Annotated in this window: 19 protein-coding genes; 6 read left to right on the top strand and 13 right to left on the bottom strand. The window is 33.9% G+C overall.

Annotation, left to right across the window (positions count from 1 at the left end; all coding sequences use genetic code 11):
- Positions 1–34: 34 nt before the first annotated feature.
- Positions 35–577: a CDP-diacylglycerol--glycerol-3-phosphate 3-phosphatidyltransferase gene (gene pgsA / locus LB100_RS02930; RefSeq protein WP_456201414.1), complete on the bottom strand. Its 543-nt coding sequence runs from the start codon at positions 575–577 to the stop codon at positions 35–37.
- 119 nt (positions 578–696) lie between these two features.
- Between pgsA and LB100_RS02925 the strand changes: the two genes are divergently transcribed.
- Genes LB100_RS02925 through grxD form a run of 3 tightly spaced genes read left to right on the top strand, consistent with a single transcriptional unit; the run spans position 697 to position 2,628 of the window.
- Positions 697–2,016 (top strand): malic enzyme-like NAD(P)-binding protein, encoded by a 1,320-nt coding sequence (locus LB100_RS02925; protein ID WP_456201371.1) that lies wholly within the window; start codon positions 697–699, stop codon positions 2,014–2,016.
- 38 nt (positions 2,017–2,054) lie between these two features.
- On the top strand, positions 2,055–2,273 hold the full coding sequence (locus LB100_RS02920) for a BolA/IbaG family iron-sulfur metabolism protein (RefSeq protein ID WP_456201369.1): 219 nt from the start codon (positions 2,055–2,057) through the stop codon (positions 2,271–2,273).
- 16 nt (positions 2,274–2,289) lie between these two features.
- Positions 2,290–2,628 carry a Grx4 family monothiol glutaredoxin gene (gene grxD / locus LB100_RS02915; protein ID WP_456201367.1) on the top strand — a complete coding sequence of 113 codons (339 nt, stop codon included), beginning with the start codon at positions 2,290–2,292 and terminating at the stop codon, positions 2,626–2,628.
- A 49-nt stretch (positions 2,629–2,677) separates the two neighbouring features.
- Here grxD and LB100_RS02910 read toward each other — a convergent pair whose 3' ends face one another.
- From LB100_RS02910 to LB100_RS02900, 3 genes are all read right to left on the bottom strand, one after another.
- Positions 2,678–2,977, bottom strand: coding sequence for a hypothetical protein (locus LB100_RS02910; protein ID WP_456201365.1), 300 nt, complete (start codon positions 2,975–2,977; stop codon positions 2,678–2,680).
- Positions 2,949–3,380 (bottom strand): ankyrin repeat domain-containing protein, encoded by a 432-nt coding sequence (locus tag LB100_RS02905; RefSeq protein ID WP_456201363.1) that lies wholly within the window; start codon positions 3,378–3,380, stop codon positions 2,949–2,951. The genes LB100_RS02910 and LB100_RS02905 overlap by 29 nt, the downstream gene beginning before the upstream one ends.
- A 330-nt stretch (positions 3,381–3,710) precedes the next feature.
- A complete protein-coding gene (locus LB100_RS02900; protein ID WP_456201361.1) occupies positions 3,711–4,745 on the bottom strand; it encodes an efflux RND transporter periplasmic adaptor subunit in 1,035 nt (344 codons plus the stop codon).
- Between the two features lie 268 nt (positions 4,746–5,013).
- Between LB100_RS02900 and LB100_RS02895 the strand changes: the two genes are divergently transcribed.
- The gene (locus LB100_RS02895) at positions 5,014–5,277 is read left to right on the top strand and encodes a hypothetical protein (RefSeq protein WP_456201359.1); all 264 of its coding nucleotides are present in this window, start codon (positions 5,014–5,016) and stop codon (positions 5,275–5,277) included.
- Between the two features lie 503 nt (positions 5,278–5,780).
- Here the strand turns inward: LB100_RS02895 and LB100_RS02890 are convergent.
- The 6 genes from LB100_RS02890 to LB100_RS02865 all read right to left on the bottom strand — a co-directional run bounded on the left by LB100_RS02890 (position 5,781) and on the right by LB100_RS02865 (position 10,293).
- Complete coding sequence (locus LB100_RS02890) at positions 5,781–6,023, bottom strand: hypothetical protein (protein WP_456201357.1); 243 nt, start codon at positions 6,021–6,023, stop codon at positions 5,781–5,783.
- Positions 6,007–7,353, bottom strand: a complete 1,347-nt coding sequence (locus tag LB100_RS02885) for an IS110 family RNA-guided transposase (RefSeq protein WP_456201253.1) — start codon at positions 7,351–7,353, stop codon at positions 6,007–6,009. Before LB100_RS02885 ends, LB100_RS02890 begins: the two co-directional genes overlap by 17 nt.
- Positions 7,354–7,660: 307 nt before the next feature.
- Positions 7,661–7,876 carry a hypothetical protein gene (locus tag LB100_RS02880; RefSeq protein ID WP_226079582.1) on the bottom strand — a complete coding sequence of 72 codons (216 nt, stop codon included), beginning with the start codon at positions 7,874–7,876 and terminating at the stop codon, positions 7,661–7,663.
- A gap of 523 nt (positions 7,877–8,399) precedes the next feature.
- Positions 8,400–8,819, bottom strand: a complete 420-nt coding sequence (locus LB100_RS02875; protein ID WP_264719498.1) for a hypothetical protein — start codon at positions 8,817–8,819, stop codon at positions 8,400–8,402.
- 67 nt (positions 8,820–8,886) lie between these two features.
- Positions 8,887–9,180: a hypothetical protein gene (locus LB100_RS02870; protein ID WP_264719499.1), complete on the bottom strand. Its 294-nt coding sequence runs from the start codon at positions 9,178–9,180 to the stop codon at positions 8,887–8,889.
- 117 nt (positions 9,181–9,297) lie between these two features.
- Entirely contained in the window at positions 9,298–10,293 is a 996-nt protein-coding gene (locus LB100_RS02865) for a ribonucleotide-diphosphate reductase subunit beta (RefSeq protein WP_264719501.1), read from the bottom strand.
- A 130-nt stretch (positions 10,294–10,423) separates the two neighbouring features.
- Here LB100_RS02865 and LB100_RS02860 point away from each other — a divergent pair, with 130 nt between their 5' ends.
- On the top strand, positions 10,424–10,762 hold the full coding sequence (locus tag LB100_RS02860) for an outer membrane protein assembly factor BamE (protein ID WP_456201354.1): 339 nt from the start codon (positions 10,424–10,426) through the stop codon (positions 10,760–10,762).
- 52 nt (positions 10,763–10,814) lie between these two features.
- On the opposite strand, the gene LB100_RS02855 is transcribed toward LB100_RS02860, so the two are convergent.
- Entirely contained in the window at positions 10,815–11,342 is a 528-nt protein-coding gene (locus LB100_RS02855; protein WP_264720241.1) for a hypothetical protein, read from the bottom strand.
- 196 nt (positions 11,343–11,538) lie between these two features.
- Between LB100_RS02855 and recO the strand changes: the two genes are divergently transcribed.
- Positions 11,539–12,267, top strand: coding sequence for a DNA repair protein RecO (gene recO / locus LB100_RS02850; protein WP_264337162.1), 729 nt, complete (start codon positions 11,539–11,541; stop codon positions 12,265–12,267).
- Positions 12,268–12,289: 22 nt separating this feature from the next.
- Here the strand turns inward: recO and LB100_RS02845 are convergent, their stop codons facing one another.
- Both LB100_RS02845 and tatB read right to left on the bottom strand, forming a co-directional pair.
- Positions 12,290–13,666, bottom strand: coding sequence for a PleD family two-component system response regulator (locus tag LB100_RS02845; RefSeq protein ID WP_456201351.1), 1,377 nt, complete (start codon positions 13,664–13,666; stop codon positions 12,290–12,292).
- Entirely contained in the window at positions 13,638–13,928 is a 291-nt protein-coding gene (gene tatB, locus LB100_RS02840) for a Sec-independent protein translocase subunit TatB (protein ID WP_456201349.1), read from the bottom strand. The genes LB100_RS02845 and tatB overlap by 29 nt, the downstream gene beginning before the upstream one ends.
- Positions 13,929–13,931 lie beyond the last annotated feature (3 nt).

Below are 13,931 nucleotides of genomic sequence, written 5' to 3'. Positions count from 1 at the left end.
AATTATTAACTTTCTTTGTATACTCTTAAGCAATTTAGTCAATCTGTTTGATGCCAGCTAGAACGTAATTATAGCCTGACCACATAGTCATAACAGCCGCAGCCCATAAGCAAACCACACCTATATATTTAGTTGCTTCATAATCACTCATTATTAATGCCACTATAGCAACCATCTGAAAAAATGTTTTAATTTTCCCAGCTTTGCTCACAGGTAGACTAACGTTTGTAGCTATCAAAAACTCTCGTAAACCCGAAACTAATATCTCCCTACAAACAATTATAACTGACGGTATAATTGTAACATCATCTATTTTTTGCTTATAAACTAGCATGATTATTGTTGAAACTACTACTAACTTATCAGCAATTGGGTCAAATAATTTGCCAAAATTCGATTGGACTTTCCATGCACGTGCTAAATAACCATCAAAAAAATCTGTAATGCACGCAAACATAAAGATCAATATTGTTATTAGACTTGCATATTTACTTTCTATATAAAAGCTTGATATTATTGCCGGTATCGCGAGCGCACGAGAAATTGTTAGCAAATTAGGCACGTTTTTCTTAAGCATGTAAGTCACACTATTGGTAGATAAACTTATACAGAAGTACAACAGAATTCACAAGCTAATAGTTGAACATTCATAAAAACCCCATATACTTAAAAAATTACTAACAATAAGCTCAAAGCATGAATAATGATTTAGATAACACCACAAAACAAGAAGCACTTAAGTACCATAATAAAAGTGGTAAACCTGGTAAGGTATCGGTTATACCAACAAAACCCTTATCCACACAGCATGACCTATCACTTGCTTATTCCCCTGGTGTTGCAGCCCCATGCCTTGCAATAGCTAAAAATCCTAAAGCTGTTTATGATTACACGGCAAAAAGCAATTATGTGGCTGTCATTTCAAATGGCACCGCAGTCCTGGGACTTGGCAATATCGGTCCTCTTGCTTCAAAACCCGTCATGGAAGGCAAAGCTGTTTTATTTAAGCGTTTTGCTGACATTGATGCAATTGATATAGAAGTTGACACAGAAAACATAGAAGATTTCATCAATGCAGTAAGGTATCTTGGTCCAAGTTGGGGGGGAATAAATCTAGAAGATATAAGATCTCCTGATTGTTTTATAATAGAGAAACGTCTAAATGAGTTGATGGATATTCCAGTGTTCCACGATGATCAACATGGCACTGCAGTAGTTGTTGCAGCTGGTATAGAAAATGCCCTCGATATTGTTGGAAAGAAATTAGGAAATGTAAAGATCATCATGAATGGTGCTGGAGCAGCTGGTATTGCGTGTTTGGAAATACTGAAGTCTATGGGTGCTAAGAACATAGTACTATGCGATAAACAAGGAGTAATACACAAAGACAGAAAAGAGGATATGAATGAGTGGAAAGAAAAATATGCAATTGACACTAAAGAACGTTCTCTACTCGATGCCATAAAAGATGCTGATGTATTCATCGGACTCTCTGCAAAGGATGTGCTTAGCGAAGAGATGTTAAAAAGCATGGGTAAAGACCCAATCATTTTTGCTCTTGCTAACCCTGATCCAGAAGTAAGGCCTGAATTTGCAAAATCTGTAAGGCCAGATGCAATAATTGCAACTGGTAGGTCAGATTATAACAACCAAGTCAATAATGTAATGGGATTTCCTTACATATTCAGAGGGGCACTTGATGTATATGCAACGACAATAAATGATGAAATGAAAATTGCCGCTGCAGATGCAATAGCAAAGCTTGCTCGCGAGCCAGTGCCGCACGAGATATCTGCAGCCTATGGTGGTCGTAAAATGAGCTATGGACGTGAATATATAATACCTACTCCATTTGACCCAAGATTAATTTCTATAGTATCTCCTGCTGTTGCAAAAGCTGCAGTTACCTCAGGTGTAGCAAGAAAGGAAATAAAGGACTGGAATGAGTATGCAAGTCAATTAAAATCTCGTCTTGCTAGTGCTCTCAGCACGCTGAATCTATTGTCTTCACAATAATCAATTGCATATTTTAGACTTATAATTAAAATAAACTGATGACTATTACAATTCACGAGTTAGAAAAAATTATCAAACAATCATTTCCTGATGCTGATATAAAGATCAAGGATCTTGCTGGAGATGATGATCATTACCATTTAAAAATAACTTCCAAGTCTTTTTCCGAAAAGACAAAAATAGAACAACACAGAATGGTATATAAGGCTCTTGAAGGTCAGTCTATACATGCATTGCAACTAGAAACTGGAGCTTAAAATTAAGGTAATATTTATGAACAACTTTGAACAAATAAAAAAAGACATAGCAGAAAACGATGTAGTGCTGTACATGAAAGGCACCTCTGACTTTCCTCAATGTGGATTCTCTGGACTCGTTGTATCAATTCTCAAAAAATTGAATGTAAAGTTTAAATGCATCAACGTACTTGAGAATGATGAAATACGTCAGTCCATAAAAAGTTTTTCTGATTGGCCAACAATTCCACAATTATATATAAAGGGAGAGTTTATTGGTGGCTGTGATATCGCTCGTGAGATGTATGAAAATGGTGAATTACAAAATTTACTGAAGGAAAAAAAGGTTACACAAATACATCAAGAGATGGGCTAATGTACACCCATCTCGGTTGCACTTATCTCCTTTACATCACATTTTCAACTTATTGTCTTTGTGCTTTTCTTGATTTAGCATAAGATTCTACTTTTGCCTCTTTTACAGTCGTACCTGGAGCAGTATCTCCGTCACTTTCTAAGCTATCATTAGAAGAAGCTCTCCTGTCGCTTTTTAAATTGTCATTGGAAATATCCATATCTTTAGCTTCTACATTAACATTAAGATTTTTAACTGCTTCGAGATTTCCTAATGCAGCTGCAGTCAGCTTTTGGTCTAATTTTGCTTGGATCAAATTTACTATTTCTGTGTGACCCTTTTCACGAGCTAAGTCTAAAGGTGTTATCATCCTTGTTTTTAGCTTCTACGTTAGCATGTTGACCCAAGAGAAATTCACAAAGCTCTAAGTGATTATAACGAGCAGCATAGTGTAAAGGTGTCCATTTATCATTATCAGCATCATCAACCCCTATTCCTTTATTAAGAAAAAATTCCACTATATCTTTATAACCTTTTTTAGCAACAGCATGTATAGGCTTTTTATTATCACCATTAACTTTAGCATTAATATTAGCTCCTTGATCAACAAGAAATTTAACAACCATTATATGGTTTCTCACAGCAGCAAGGTGTAAAGGTGTCCATCCATCATCGTTTTTAGCTTCTATGTTACCACCTTGCTCAATAAAATTTTTAACTGCTTGGAGATTTCCTTGATCTACCTCTTCAATTAATTCAGAACTTAAACTCATTTTACACTCCTAATATACTTAAATTGATATTTAGTCATATAAAAGTACTTAAGTCAATGTGTTTTTTGACATATGATAAAAAGTTTTTCATAAAATGTAAATTTGCTATGACAAACACGTTTCTCATCTTAATCTCTGTATATTCTCTTAAACTTCAACTCACGTAATTGACTTTCCTTTTTTATCAGCCAAGTTAGTGAATGTGGGACCCAGTCCTTTTGCACAAAAACATTGTAAAGCGCTTTCGTGTTTACCAATTTAGTGCCCAATCGAATCCTAGATTCCAGCGTCACGCATTAGAATGACAGATTAAACTAACTGAAACTGGAGTTATACCTTATCACCAGGCTTAACAAATAGATGGCCCAATGTTATTAACTTTATAGGCTTATCTTCGTTATTTGCCACTACCCAAACACCATCATCTTCATGATCAACAATTTCTATTGCTGTAAATACTACATAATTATTGTCATCAACAATCTTTATTCCAAGAACGCCATCATCACTTAAACTTAAGGCCGAAGAAGGAATTTTATATGCAAATCTTTCACCTGAAGGGAGGCTTACACTAGCAGTCAGTCCTTGCAAGGATATAATCTCATTATCAGTTACCTTTACCTCCACTCTATAAGATCCAGTTTTAGGCTCAGCAATTTTACTAATAAAACTCACTTCACCTACTAATTCCCTTCCGTCTAGCAAATTAATTTGCGCTGCACTACCCAGTTTTATTTTATTTACTTCATTTTCTGAAACATACAACACTACAAGAACTTGATCAAAATTAACTATGTCAGTTATCTTCTGTCCAGAATTAACAAAATCCCCTTCATTTACGTTGATCTTATCTACATAACCATCAATAGGGGATTTAATCGCAGTATTTTCCAAATCCAACTCTAGCCTTTTTAGGTCAGCTCTTGCACTCTGCAACGCAGTAAAAGCTGATTCCACTTTTATTTGCGCTCCATACCCTTTTGTATTCAATTTTCGAGAGGAATCATACTCAATTTCACGCTGATTTAATAAAGCTTTGGCTTTTTCAACTTGCTCAACTCTGTCATAATCTTCTATCTTTAAAATTACATCGCCTCTCTTTACCTTTTCACCATCAGACAAATAAACGGCAATAACTTGACCACTTGTTCTTGAGACAAGGCTTGCTCTATGCAAGGGATTTACTGTACCAGAAAAATTTAAATATACAGCGCGATTTTGTGGAGTATAATCCTGAGTTTTTACTGAAAAATTACTAATTGGATTATCACTATGAACCGCCTGATCTTTTTTTAAAAATGTACTGTTGATAAAAAACAGTAGAATAAGAGCAATACCGGAAACGATGATTACTTTGTTTCTCATCCTTAAACAGTAAAATTTATTGACCAATCTTGTTAGAAACAACTGCATAAAATTTCAAATCAGAATCTAAGTATAATACATCTATTGTCACTTTATAAATAGTTTTATATGAGCAAATTTTCCTATAATAAGTAAGTTTTTTATTGCTAAAATGGAATTTTTAATCAAGAAACCGTATCTGAAAAGTTATTATGCTAATATAAGTATTAACATTATATTAGCATATAAGTACTAACGTGGTATTAGTTCTATAATTAAGGAATATATTATGACAAATCTTATACTCAATCCTCCATTTGAATGGAAGGCACTTCATGATTGCTATAGAGAATGTGAAGAAAAATCACCAGGTAATAGTTGGCAGGTAACAGCAGAGCGAAATAACTGCAAGTGGTACTGTCGTCTGAAAGATACTCATGGCTTATTTAAATCTGATTCACAAGAAGAGTCGACACCTATTGATATAAGTAGTACATTCAGAGAGATTGGAAATAAATTCTATGATCTCGCAGATTCACTGTATGTTCTATAGTAAAATAAAGGTATCTATTCAGCAGAGTGGTAAAATAAGGTAGACAACAGGAACAAATGGTATCCGTTCAGTAGTTTAGCAAAAAAGTCCATTGATCTACTCGGATGACATCGAATCCTGTCATTCCAGAGCGTGACGCTGGAATCCATTATACTCCGTAAATTTAACTGGATGCCAGTGTCTGAGCACTGGCATGACAACAAAGGAGCTACTTTCATGACAACCATTTTGTTTCTATGGTTGTATTTCTCTCATCTACCTATTTTGCCACTCTGATGAGTAGATATATTAGCATATATTTAATAGAGTTTAGCTCTTCACTAAACGGATACCCAATTGTTCAACACTATCAATTTCAATTTGTAAAGTGCCCTTTATAAATTTATTAGCCTGGTCTGTACTCATAAAAACTGTATGTTTATTGGGCATTAATTTTTCCATATCTGCTCTATTTTTTTTATCTTGCAAATGAGGTTCGCAAATATAGCTATACTTTTTAAAATCTAGAAGTTTAGCAAGCCATCACGATCATTCTCATGGTGAAAAGCAACATTTATACCTACTATTTCGTCCGTTTCTTGCAGCTTTCCATCTTTATCTATTACCTGTGCCTTAGCAAGCGCAACTGTAGGCTTATGGCCATAATTTGCTCCAATAACCCTTCTTATTGAATGTTCTATTGCTATTTTTTGCACTTCAGGACTTTCATCAAACTCTTCTAACAAACTCCTAAGAACCTTTTTCATCTATCGGCTCCTCTTTCATTAGTATATAACCAAATTCCTTTGCTTTTTTAAGCAAATTTTTGACTACTCTCTCTTTGTAAAGTGTTTCATAATAGTTCATTCCTTTCTCTACATATTCTTGTCCATATTTCAACATTTGATAAAAGATACATGCTAATTTCCTTGCTGTCGCAGTTATTGCTTTTGGTGCTCCTAGCCTTTTTTTCAGCCTTCTACTATATGCACCTATTGCACTTTTGCTTCTCAACACACAATGGGCAGCCATTCGAAATGCATTCGCAGCGCGGTTAATAACTTTACGAGTTCCTGTTCCAACAATTTTTCCTCCTGTAATTTTATTAGCAGGGCTTAATCCAAGCCAGGAAGAAAAATGTTTTTCTGTTGGCCATTTATTATGATTTATACCTGTTTCCGAAATGATAGTTTGTACACTTAATACATCAAATCCCGGGACTTTAGTAAAATCTATCCCGGTTATTCGATTTAAATCCTCATCCGCAGCAAAATCTGGACCATTCTTCTGCTTCCGCTTTCGTATTTTATTCAACATCCTGTTCTCATTTGACTTTGCCTCAAATGTTTTATAGTAACTCTCTATACTTTTATCACATTCCGTTATTTGCTCTTGAAAAAAAGTATATGCTGCATATTCTTGTTTTAGTGCAAACAAGTGTTCTTCTCTATAGTCTTCTGTTAATGCTTTTGCTATAGTAGGCTTGTCATTCTTCATGTTTGAATTTCTAAATTCAGCTAGTTTTTGGGGGTCTTTCTCTCCTTCAATTATTGCTTTAATAATTTTCATGCCTGTTAAACCGTTGATATCACTAATAACCTTATGCAATTGAATATTCATTTGAATTAGCGCTTTTTGCATACGTTGAGTATGTTTAGCTGCATTTTCAATTAGATTAGCACGTTGTCTAACGTAACTACGCAATACACACATTTGATTATCCGGTCTAAATGATCCTTGAAGCAGTCCATAGCTGTGCAATTGTTGCAGCCATTGACAATCCTGAACATCAGACTTTCTACCAGGCACATTTTTGACATGTCGCGCATTTACTAGTTTTACCTCAAATTTATATGATTCTAATATTTGAAATAAGGGAATCCAATATACTCCAGTTGACTCCATGGCCACAGTTCTAACCTGACACTTTTTTAACCACTTTGCTAAGTTGTGTAGATCTACTGTAAAGCACCCAAATTTTTGGATACGTTGTTCATCTCTTCCTTCAGGTACACATACATAATGTACAGTCGAGCCAATATCAATCCCTGATGCGTCAGGGTTTATTATTTTTAATTTACTTTTTGCTTCTGCCATATAAAATTCCTCCTATACTATTATGATAAGAAGCACTTCAGCTTGGGACGGTTAGGTTATACAATCTTCTAAACGAGGTAGTCCAGAAAGAACTCCATCAATGGCTTTACCGTTTCCCCCAAAACCATGCTTTCAAACGGGCATTTATAGCACCATTGATTGTTTCGGTTATAGCTGCAGAAGCGCTTCTTCGTAAAACTATATCCAAAAAACATAAAGTAAAGAGAAAGAGTTTCTTTTTGGTTTTACAGATTTCGTCTGTTCAGGCTTTCAACAACACTTTTGAGAGACTTAACTTTATAATGCTCTAATCCCACTTAATATCTTCAAAATCGACTGTTTCTGCACCTTCAACATCACGCTCATCAGAAATTTTAGACACTAAAAAGTCTTCAATTTCAAGCTTGATTGCTTCTTTAAGTAGTTTTTCTGCTAATGCTTGAGCAGGTTGCTTAGTAAGTTCAGATAATTCAGCAAGATGCTGTAAAGTTTCTTTACTGAAAGCTAAATTAGCGTTTGCCATAAGTTTTACCAGGTTCTACTACTGCATAATTATACAATATTTTCCTAAAATTTTCAATAAAGAAAGCGAAATAGTTATACTATTATTAACATAATATTAATGCTAATATGTTAATATTATGTTAGTTTTTTAATTAAGGAGTATGTTATGCCAGATATTATGAGAGGAGTGCGTTGGGAGCATAGGGAAGTTGATAATTAATGCAAAGGTCTTTGTACAAAAACTTTTCTTGAAAGTAGGATAGGTCATTCAAAATTTGATCCATCTCTTGGAAAGTATCCAGAAGTAAGTCTATCGGAGCTAGAGGCACGATGCAAAGCAAGATGTGATAACCCCAATATTCAGTTTGATTCATCAAGCCCACTTCTCGAATCCGATATACTCGGATTTTAAGCTAATTGTGAGGCTTCTTTTGTCTTCCAAAATTTTCAATAAAGAATTATATCGACAGATTATGTCAGGATAAGTATATAGGAGCATTGGCTTTTGCTGGTGCTCGGGAGAAATGACACAGAAGTTAATACTAAGTATAGTATTGCAAGACATTATTAGGAATAGAGAGGGTATGCCAGCCGCTGGCTACTGGATGTATTTCTATGACAAGAAGAGTCCTACAACTCTTCGTCATGCCTATTACAAAAACCAAGATAGATTTCACCTCATCTTGATCATTAGAAGATAAAATCTTTCCATTTACAACTTCTTCAAGAAGACCCTGCTTTTGCGCTTCACTCAAAACTGCTTTAAATTTATCTACACCAACTACTTCGAAAGTGTTAAGCAGTATATAACCTTTATCATCAATTGTTGTAAGAACAGGCAGGAAATCATTTTCGCTAAATTTTGCAATAACAGTACTAATATCAACATCTTCGCTTACTGGATCTTTCAACTCATCATATAATCCTTTTTGTGTTTCATTTAACTCTTCATACTTTGGCATATCAAACTCTCCTATAAATAATATACTTTAATTACGATATATTTAAATAATAAAGTCAAGAACTTAACTAAAGATCACAAACACTCAAGCAAGAAAAAGGGGCTTTTGCTCGAGTATTTACAGCGCCCTTCTTTAAAACTGCATAATTATACATATCGTCAGGATAAGGTATTCCAAGACGATTTCTTTCAGGAAACCACATGATAAATTCACTGAGCACATCAGCTATATCACCGGTAAATTCAGTTTCAGTATGAATCTTTTCAAACTCATCAAATATCAAAGTGTCGACACCAATTTTGATCATTCTCTCTTTAAATCTGTTGAAAAGGAGTTTGAACCGCCGCTGTAGCTCTTTCATATAATTAACTTAAACAGCAATCATATAAAGGCACAAATGAGCTCTAGGAAGCAAATAAAAGCGCGAGAGAAGTCAGTTGAGCGCAAGCTTCCGTTGAAATGATAAAAAAGGTTGAAGTTACTGCTCTTCACTTTTTGTATCGTTTTTAGCAAAAGCTTCCTCCCAAGTGCCTTGAGTTGCTGCGCGGCTATACTCTGTTACTCTATTTTCAAAGAAATTTGTATGTTCTACGCCATTTAGTATTTCATCAAGCCACGGAATAGGGTTATCTTTAACATTATATATAGATTGAAGACCCAGTTGCGTTAACCGTCTGTTTGCTATGTAGCGTATATAATTGCGCACTTCTTCTGCAGATAGTCCTTCAACATCTCCGAAATCAAAAGCAAGCTTTATAAACTCATCCTCAAGCTCAACAATAGTGCGACATGCAGAACATAATTCCTCTTTAAATTCGTCGTCCCAGATTTCATTATTCTCTTTAATAAACGTATTAAATAACATGATAATTGAATTGGTGTGCAAAGTTTCATCACGAGCTGACCAAGCGATTATTTGTCCCATGCCTTTCATTTTTCCAAAGCGTTGAAAATTGAGCAAAATTGCAAATGATGCAAATAACTGCAACCCTTCAGTGAAGGCACCAAATACTGCTAAAGTTTTAGCAACATGTTTTTTATCGTGCTTTTTACTTTCCTCAAATTCTAACATGTATTCATACTTCTTTCTCATAGAATCATATTTTAAGAATGCTTGATATTCACTTTCTGGCATGCCAATCGTATCTAGAAGGTATGAATAGGCTGCAATGTGTATAGTCTCCATATTAGAAAAGCTTGCAAGCATCATACATATTTCTGTTGGTTTAAATATATTTGAATAATGTCTCATATAGCAGTTATTTACTTCAATATCTGCTTGAGTAAAAAACCTAAAAATCTGGGTCAATAAATTTTTCTCCACATTTGAAAGTTTAGTTTTCCAATCTTTTACATCATCAGCAAGCGGAACTTCTTCAGGTATCCAGTGTATCCTTTGTTGCTGCAACCATGCATCATATGCCCAAGGATAATTAAAAGGCTTGTATATTGGATCTGCTTCTAGCAATGACATAAGATACCTAATTATTTTGAAGTAAATACTATACTAAATAATATTGGGAATTAGTCAATTTAACTTTTTTAAAATTTGACGGCAGATAGTTTATTAGTTTATTATGATCTCAAATAATTAATTGATAAAAATGCGAGTATTAATATTTTTTGCTTTATTGTTTTTAGTGAGCTGCACTCACACTATTCACAATCACGGAGCTCCTGGCATTAGTGTTGAATTGTGGAGCAAGATAAAAGTAGGTGACGATAAAGAAAAAGTGGTTCACACTTTAGGATCACCAACATTAGTATCAAAGTTCGATGACAATGTTTGGTACTATATCTCATATAAAATTAAACAAGCTAACTTCTTGGGAAAAAGGAAGTACAGTAGTAAGTCTTTGCAAATTTCGTTTAATCAGAATGACGAAGTTACAGATATAAGAGAAATCAACTTTGCAGAAAGGTCTTTAGCTGTTGTTGATTGAAAATTTGCTGATCTATTTTTCATCACAAGTAACTAATTTAGGTAACGTAAATTCACCTATTTAGAATAAAATCTAACGTGACTTCGCGCCAAATGTGATGCTGCTCAGCAGGTAAGCCAATTAACGGGCTACATTTATACACTGCACGCATTGCATTATCTGCTGCTGATCTAAAAAGAGGATTATTTTGATAAGAACTACTATCTGCTACGTTGGCTACAACGATCTCGCCTTTACTGGATAATAATAAGTTAATTTTTATACTAAAATTTTCTTTATAAACTATGCCCTCAGGAATGCTCCAACACTCTGTCAATTTATCCCTTATAGAATTAATAATTTCTGTTACAGCCAATTCATCATCTTTGTTCTCAATATTTTTCTTATCTCTTATTTCATTTTTCACCTCTTTGATGTCTTCTTTTAGCTTTCTTTCTACAACCTTTTTTCTTTTTGGAATTGGAATATCCTCATCAATTTCCTGCATTTCAATAATTTGCCTCGGTTGTACTACTTCAACTAATTCTTTTTTTCTTTGTGGTATAGGAATAACTGACGAATCATCCGGTTGGGCTTTCATTGAAAAAAGCAAAAAACAACATAGAGATAAAAGAAGAATATAATTAAAATAGAGAGGGCGCATATGTTGAGCAGCTTGTTTTACTGGTTTAAAGCTAATATTGCACATAAAGTCAATATATTTCAGTTGACTTAAACCCAAATTTGCTACACTAATTTTATTATCTCTATAATATCATACGGTTAATATACTCTAAATGAGATGGAAAGATGAAGGTGTTATTATAGCTGCTAAAAAATACGGTGATAAAAATTTAATTCTTTCTCTATTTACAAAAAATCATGGAAAGTGCAGAGGATTAACTAGGTTAACAAATAATAGTAATTATAAGTTTCAAATAAGCAATCTATTACATGCAGAATGGAGTGCTAAATTACCTGAAAATCTAGGTTTTTTAAAGTGCGAATTGATTGAATCTCCACTTCATCATTTCTTTCAAGATAGGTTAAAAAGCATTGCTATTGTTTCTTTCTCGTCTATATTAGAAAAAGTGCTTCCAGAAAGTGAATCCTGTACCAAGTTGTATGATAATTTTAAACACTTCATCGATGTAATAAAACACAATAGCCAATTTTGGCAAAGTTATTACCTTAACTTAGAGCTTCTGCTTCTTACGCAACTTGGATTTAAGTTAGACCTATCAAAATGTGCTGTAACAGGTGTGAAAGAAAATCTACAGTTTATTTCTCCAAAAACTGGTAGAGCAGTGTCAAAAAAAGTAGGTGACTGTTATGCAGATAAATTACTACCTTTTCCACAGATGTTGCATGATGTATACAATAACAACCTACAAAATAGCTACTCATATCAAGAATTCAGACTAGGGCTAAAAATTACAGGGTATTTTTTAAATAAATATCTATTTCTGCAGTTAAATGCGAAATTTCCAGAGTTGAGAAATTTTATGCTATCATTTGAATCTTAGTTACTACCTATTTGAAAGAACTTCAACCAGTAACCACTCTATTTCTACCACTGTTTTTTGCTTTATATAAATATTTGTCAGCACGTACTATAAATTTTTTAACATCATCAAGGTCAGATCTTTGCATTGCTGAAATTCCAATGCTCACAGTTACATTATGGGTTGTATTTTTACCCACAAGTATAAAAGGTTCTTTGGCAATAATTTTTCTTATTCTCTCTGCAATAGTATACGCATCTGATACATTGGTATCTGGCATTACAACAACAAATTCCTCACCACCAAACCTAGCTAATAAATCTGTCACTCTGATATTTTCAGAAATTCTTTTCTGTATTTCCTTTAAAAGTTCATCTCCAGCATTATGCCCAAAGTTATCATTCACCATCTTAAAATAATCTATATCAAGTATCATAATAGATAAACTTCTATCTTTTTCCACAGAATCCTTAACAATATTTCTTAAGTGTGCATCAAAATATCTTCTATTATAACAGTTAGTTAATGGATCCTTTATAGACATTTCCATATTATTAAATAAATTCATTCTCAAGGCATCTTGATACCTTTTGCGTTTCACTTGCAAATTAACCCTAGCTATTAATTCACTCTCATCTAAAGGTACTGTTAAATAATCATTAGCACCTACATCAAGTGCCTTTACTAAATTGCTTTTATCATAATCTTCAGAAAGGATCAGAATTGGTGTATAACGTGTTTCTACTTTACTACGAAACTTAGAACACAACCGTAGGCCGTCAGTTTTTGAAAACTGCATGTCAGAAATAATCAGGTCGTAATTATCCTTAATACCAACCTTTAATGCTTCTTTTGGATCGTGCAGTATTTTAATTGATCTGAAGCGTTGCTTTAGAACATTGTGTATCTGCTCTGCTTGAAAGGTGTCCTCATCTACAACAAGTATGTTAGCATCAAAAATCTGATTAGAATAATCCATAATACTGCTTTCTGCTACCCCACCAATCTCAGCATTAGTTTCTCCTCTCAAGCACAACTCGTCTATTATCATCTTTAAGCGCACAAGAGACTTAATTCTTGCAGATAAAGCAGTTTCATCTATCGGCTTAGTTAGAAAGTCATCCGCACCAGCATTAATTCCTTGCACTCTATCATGAGTGTCATGCAGCGCAGTTACCATAATTATTGGAATATAAGTCGTTAAGGGATCATTCTTTAGCTGCTTACAAACCTCAAAACCACTCATTTTTGGCATCATGACATCAAGTAAGATAATATCTGGCTGCTGTTTCTTTACTAAATCTATCGCCTCCTCGCCATCATGAGCTACTATAACTGTATAGTACTCTGCTTTTAGCTGAGCTTCTAAAAGTTTAACATTAGAAGGTATATCATCTACTACTAGGATCTTTGCTGTCATCTTTTGTATTATCTACATTATAAGCAGGATAAAGCTTGCCATCTTCACCAATTATGTAATTGACTTTTTCAACGTTATGCTCTTCATATAATTCTTTAATTCCGGTATCCTTCAACAATTTCCTAACTCTTGATTTTACAACCCAGAAATACCTATATATATTTTTAATAAGATTAAGAAATACAGATACTTTACTTTTATCAAGAACAATTATACTCACTAAAGCTACAACTAAAACTTCTGACAGACCTATATTAAACATTTT

It is taken from the genome of Wolbachia endosymbiont of Protocalliphora sialia, from assembly GCF_053891855.1.
This window is presented reverse-complemented; position numbering and strand designations above follow the sequence as displayed.

Excerpts from the sequence above, each read along its gene's own strand:
- pgsA (WP_456201414.1), bottom strand. The coding sequence starts at position 577 with ATGCTTAAGAAAAACGTGCCTAATTTGCTAACAATTTCTCGTGCGCTC.
- LB100_RS02925 (WP_456201371.1), top strand. The coding sequence starts at position 697 with ATGAATAATGATTTAGATAACACCACAAAACAAGAAGCACTTAAGTAC.
- LB100_RS02920 (WP_456201369.1), top strand. The coding sequence starts at position 2,055 with ATGACTATTACAATTCACGAGTTAGAAAAAATTATCAAACAATCATTT.
- grxD (WP_456201367.1), top strand. The coding sequence starts at position 2,290 with ATGAACAACTTTGAACAAATAAAAAAAGACATAGCAGAAAACGATGTA.
- LB100_RS02910 (WP_456201365.1), bottom strand. The coding sequence starts at position 2,977 with ATGATAACACCTTTAGACTTAGCTCGTGAAAAGGGTCACACAGAAATA.
- LB100_RS02905 (WP_456201363.1), bottom strand. The coding sequence starts at position 3,380 with ATGAGTTTAAGTTCTGAATTAATTGAAGAGGTAGATCAAGGAAATCTC.
- LB100_RS02900 (WP_456201361.1), bottom strand. The coding sequence starts at position 4,745 with ATGAGAAACAAAGTAATCATCGTTTCCGGTATTGCTCTTATTCTACTG.
- LB100_RS02895 (WP_456201359.1), top strand. The coding sequence starts at position 5,014 with ATGACAAATCTTATACTCAATCCTCCATTTGAATGGAAGGCACTTCAT.
- LB100_RS02890 (WP_456201357.1), bottom strand. The coding sequence starts at position 6,023 with ATGAAAAAGGTTCTTAGGAGTTTGTTAGAAGAGTTTGATGAAAGTCCT.
- LB100_RS02885 (WP_456201253.1), bottom strand. The coding sequence starts at position 7,353 with ATGGCAGAAGCAAAAAGTAAATTAAAAATAATAAACCCTGACGCATCA.
- LB100_RS02880 (WP_226079582.1), bottom strand. The coding sequence starts at position 7,876 with ATGGCAAACGCTAATTTAGCTTTCAGTAAAGAAACTTTACAGCATCTT.
- LB100_RS02875 (WP_264719498.1), bottom strand. The coding sequence starts at position 8,819 with ATGCCAAAGTATGAAGAGTTAAATGAAACACAAAAAGGATTATATGAT.
- LB100_RS02870 (WP_264719499.1), bottom strand. The coding sequence starts at position 9,180 with ATGAAAGAGCTACAGCGGCGGTTCAAACTCCTTTTCAACAGATTTAAA.
- LB100_RS02865 (WP_264719501.1), bottom strand. The coding sequence starts at position 10,293 with ATGTCATTGCTAGAAGCAGATCCAATATACAAGCCTTTTAATTATCCT.
- LB100_RS02860 (WP_456201354.1), top strand. The coding sequence starts at position 10,424 with ATGCGAGTATTAATATTTTTTGCTTTATTGTTTTTAGTGAGCTGCACT.
- LB100_RS02855 (WP_264720241.1), bottom strand. The coding sequence starts at position 11,342 with ATGAAAGCCCAACCGGATGATTCGTCAGTTATTCCTATACCACAAAGA.
- recO (WP_264337162.1), top strand. The coding sequence starts at position 11,539 with ATGAGATGGAAAGATGAAGGTGTTATTATAGCTGCTAAAAAATACGGT.
- LB100_RS02845 (WP_456201351.1), bottom strand. The coding sequence starts at position 13,666 with ATGACAGCAAAGATCCTAGTAGTAGATGATATACCTTCTAATGTTAAA.
- tatB (WP_456201349.1), bottom strand. The coding sequence starts at position 13,928 with ATGTTTAATATAGGTCTGTCAGAAGTTTTAGTTGTAGCTTTAGTGAGT.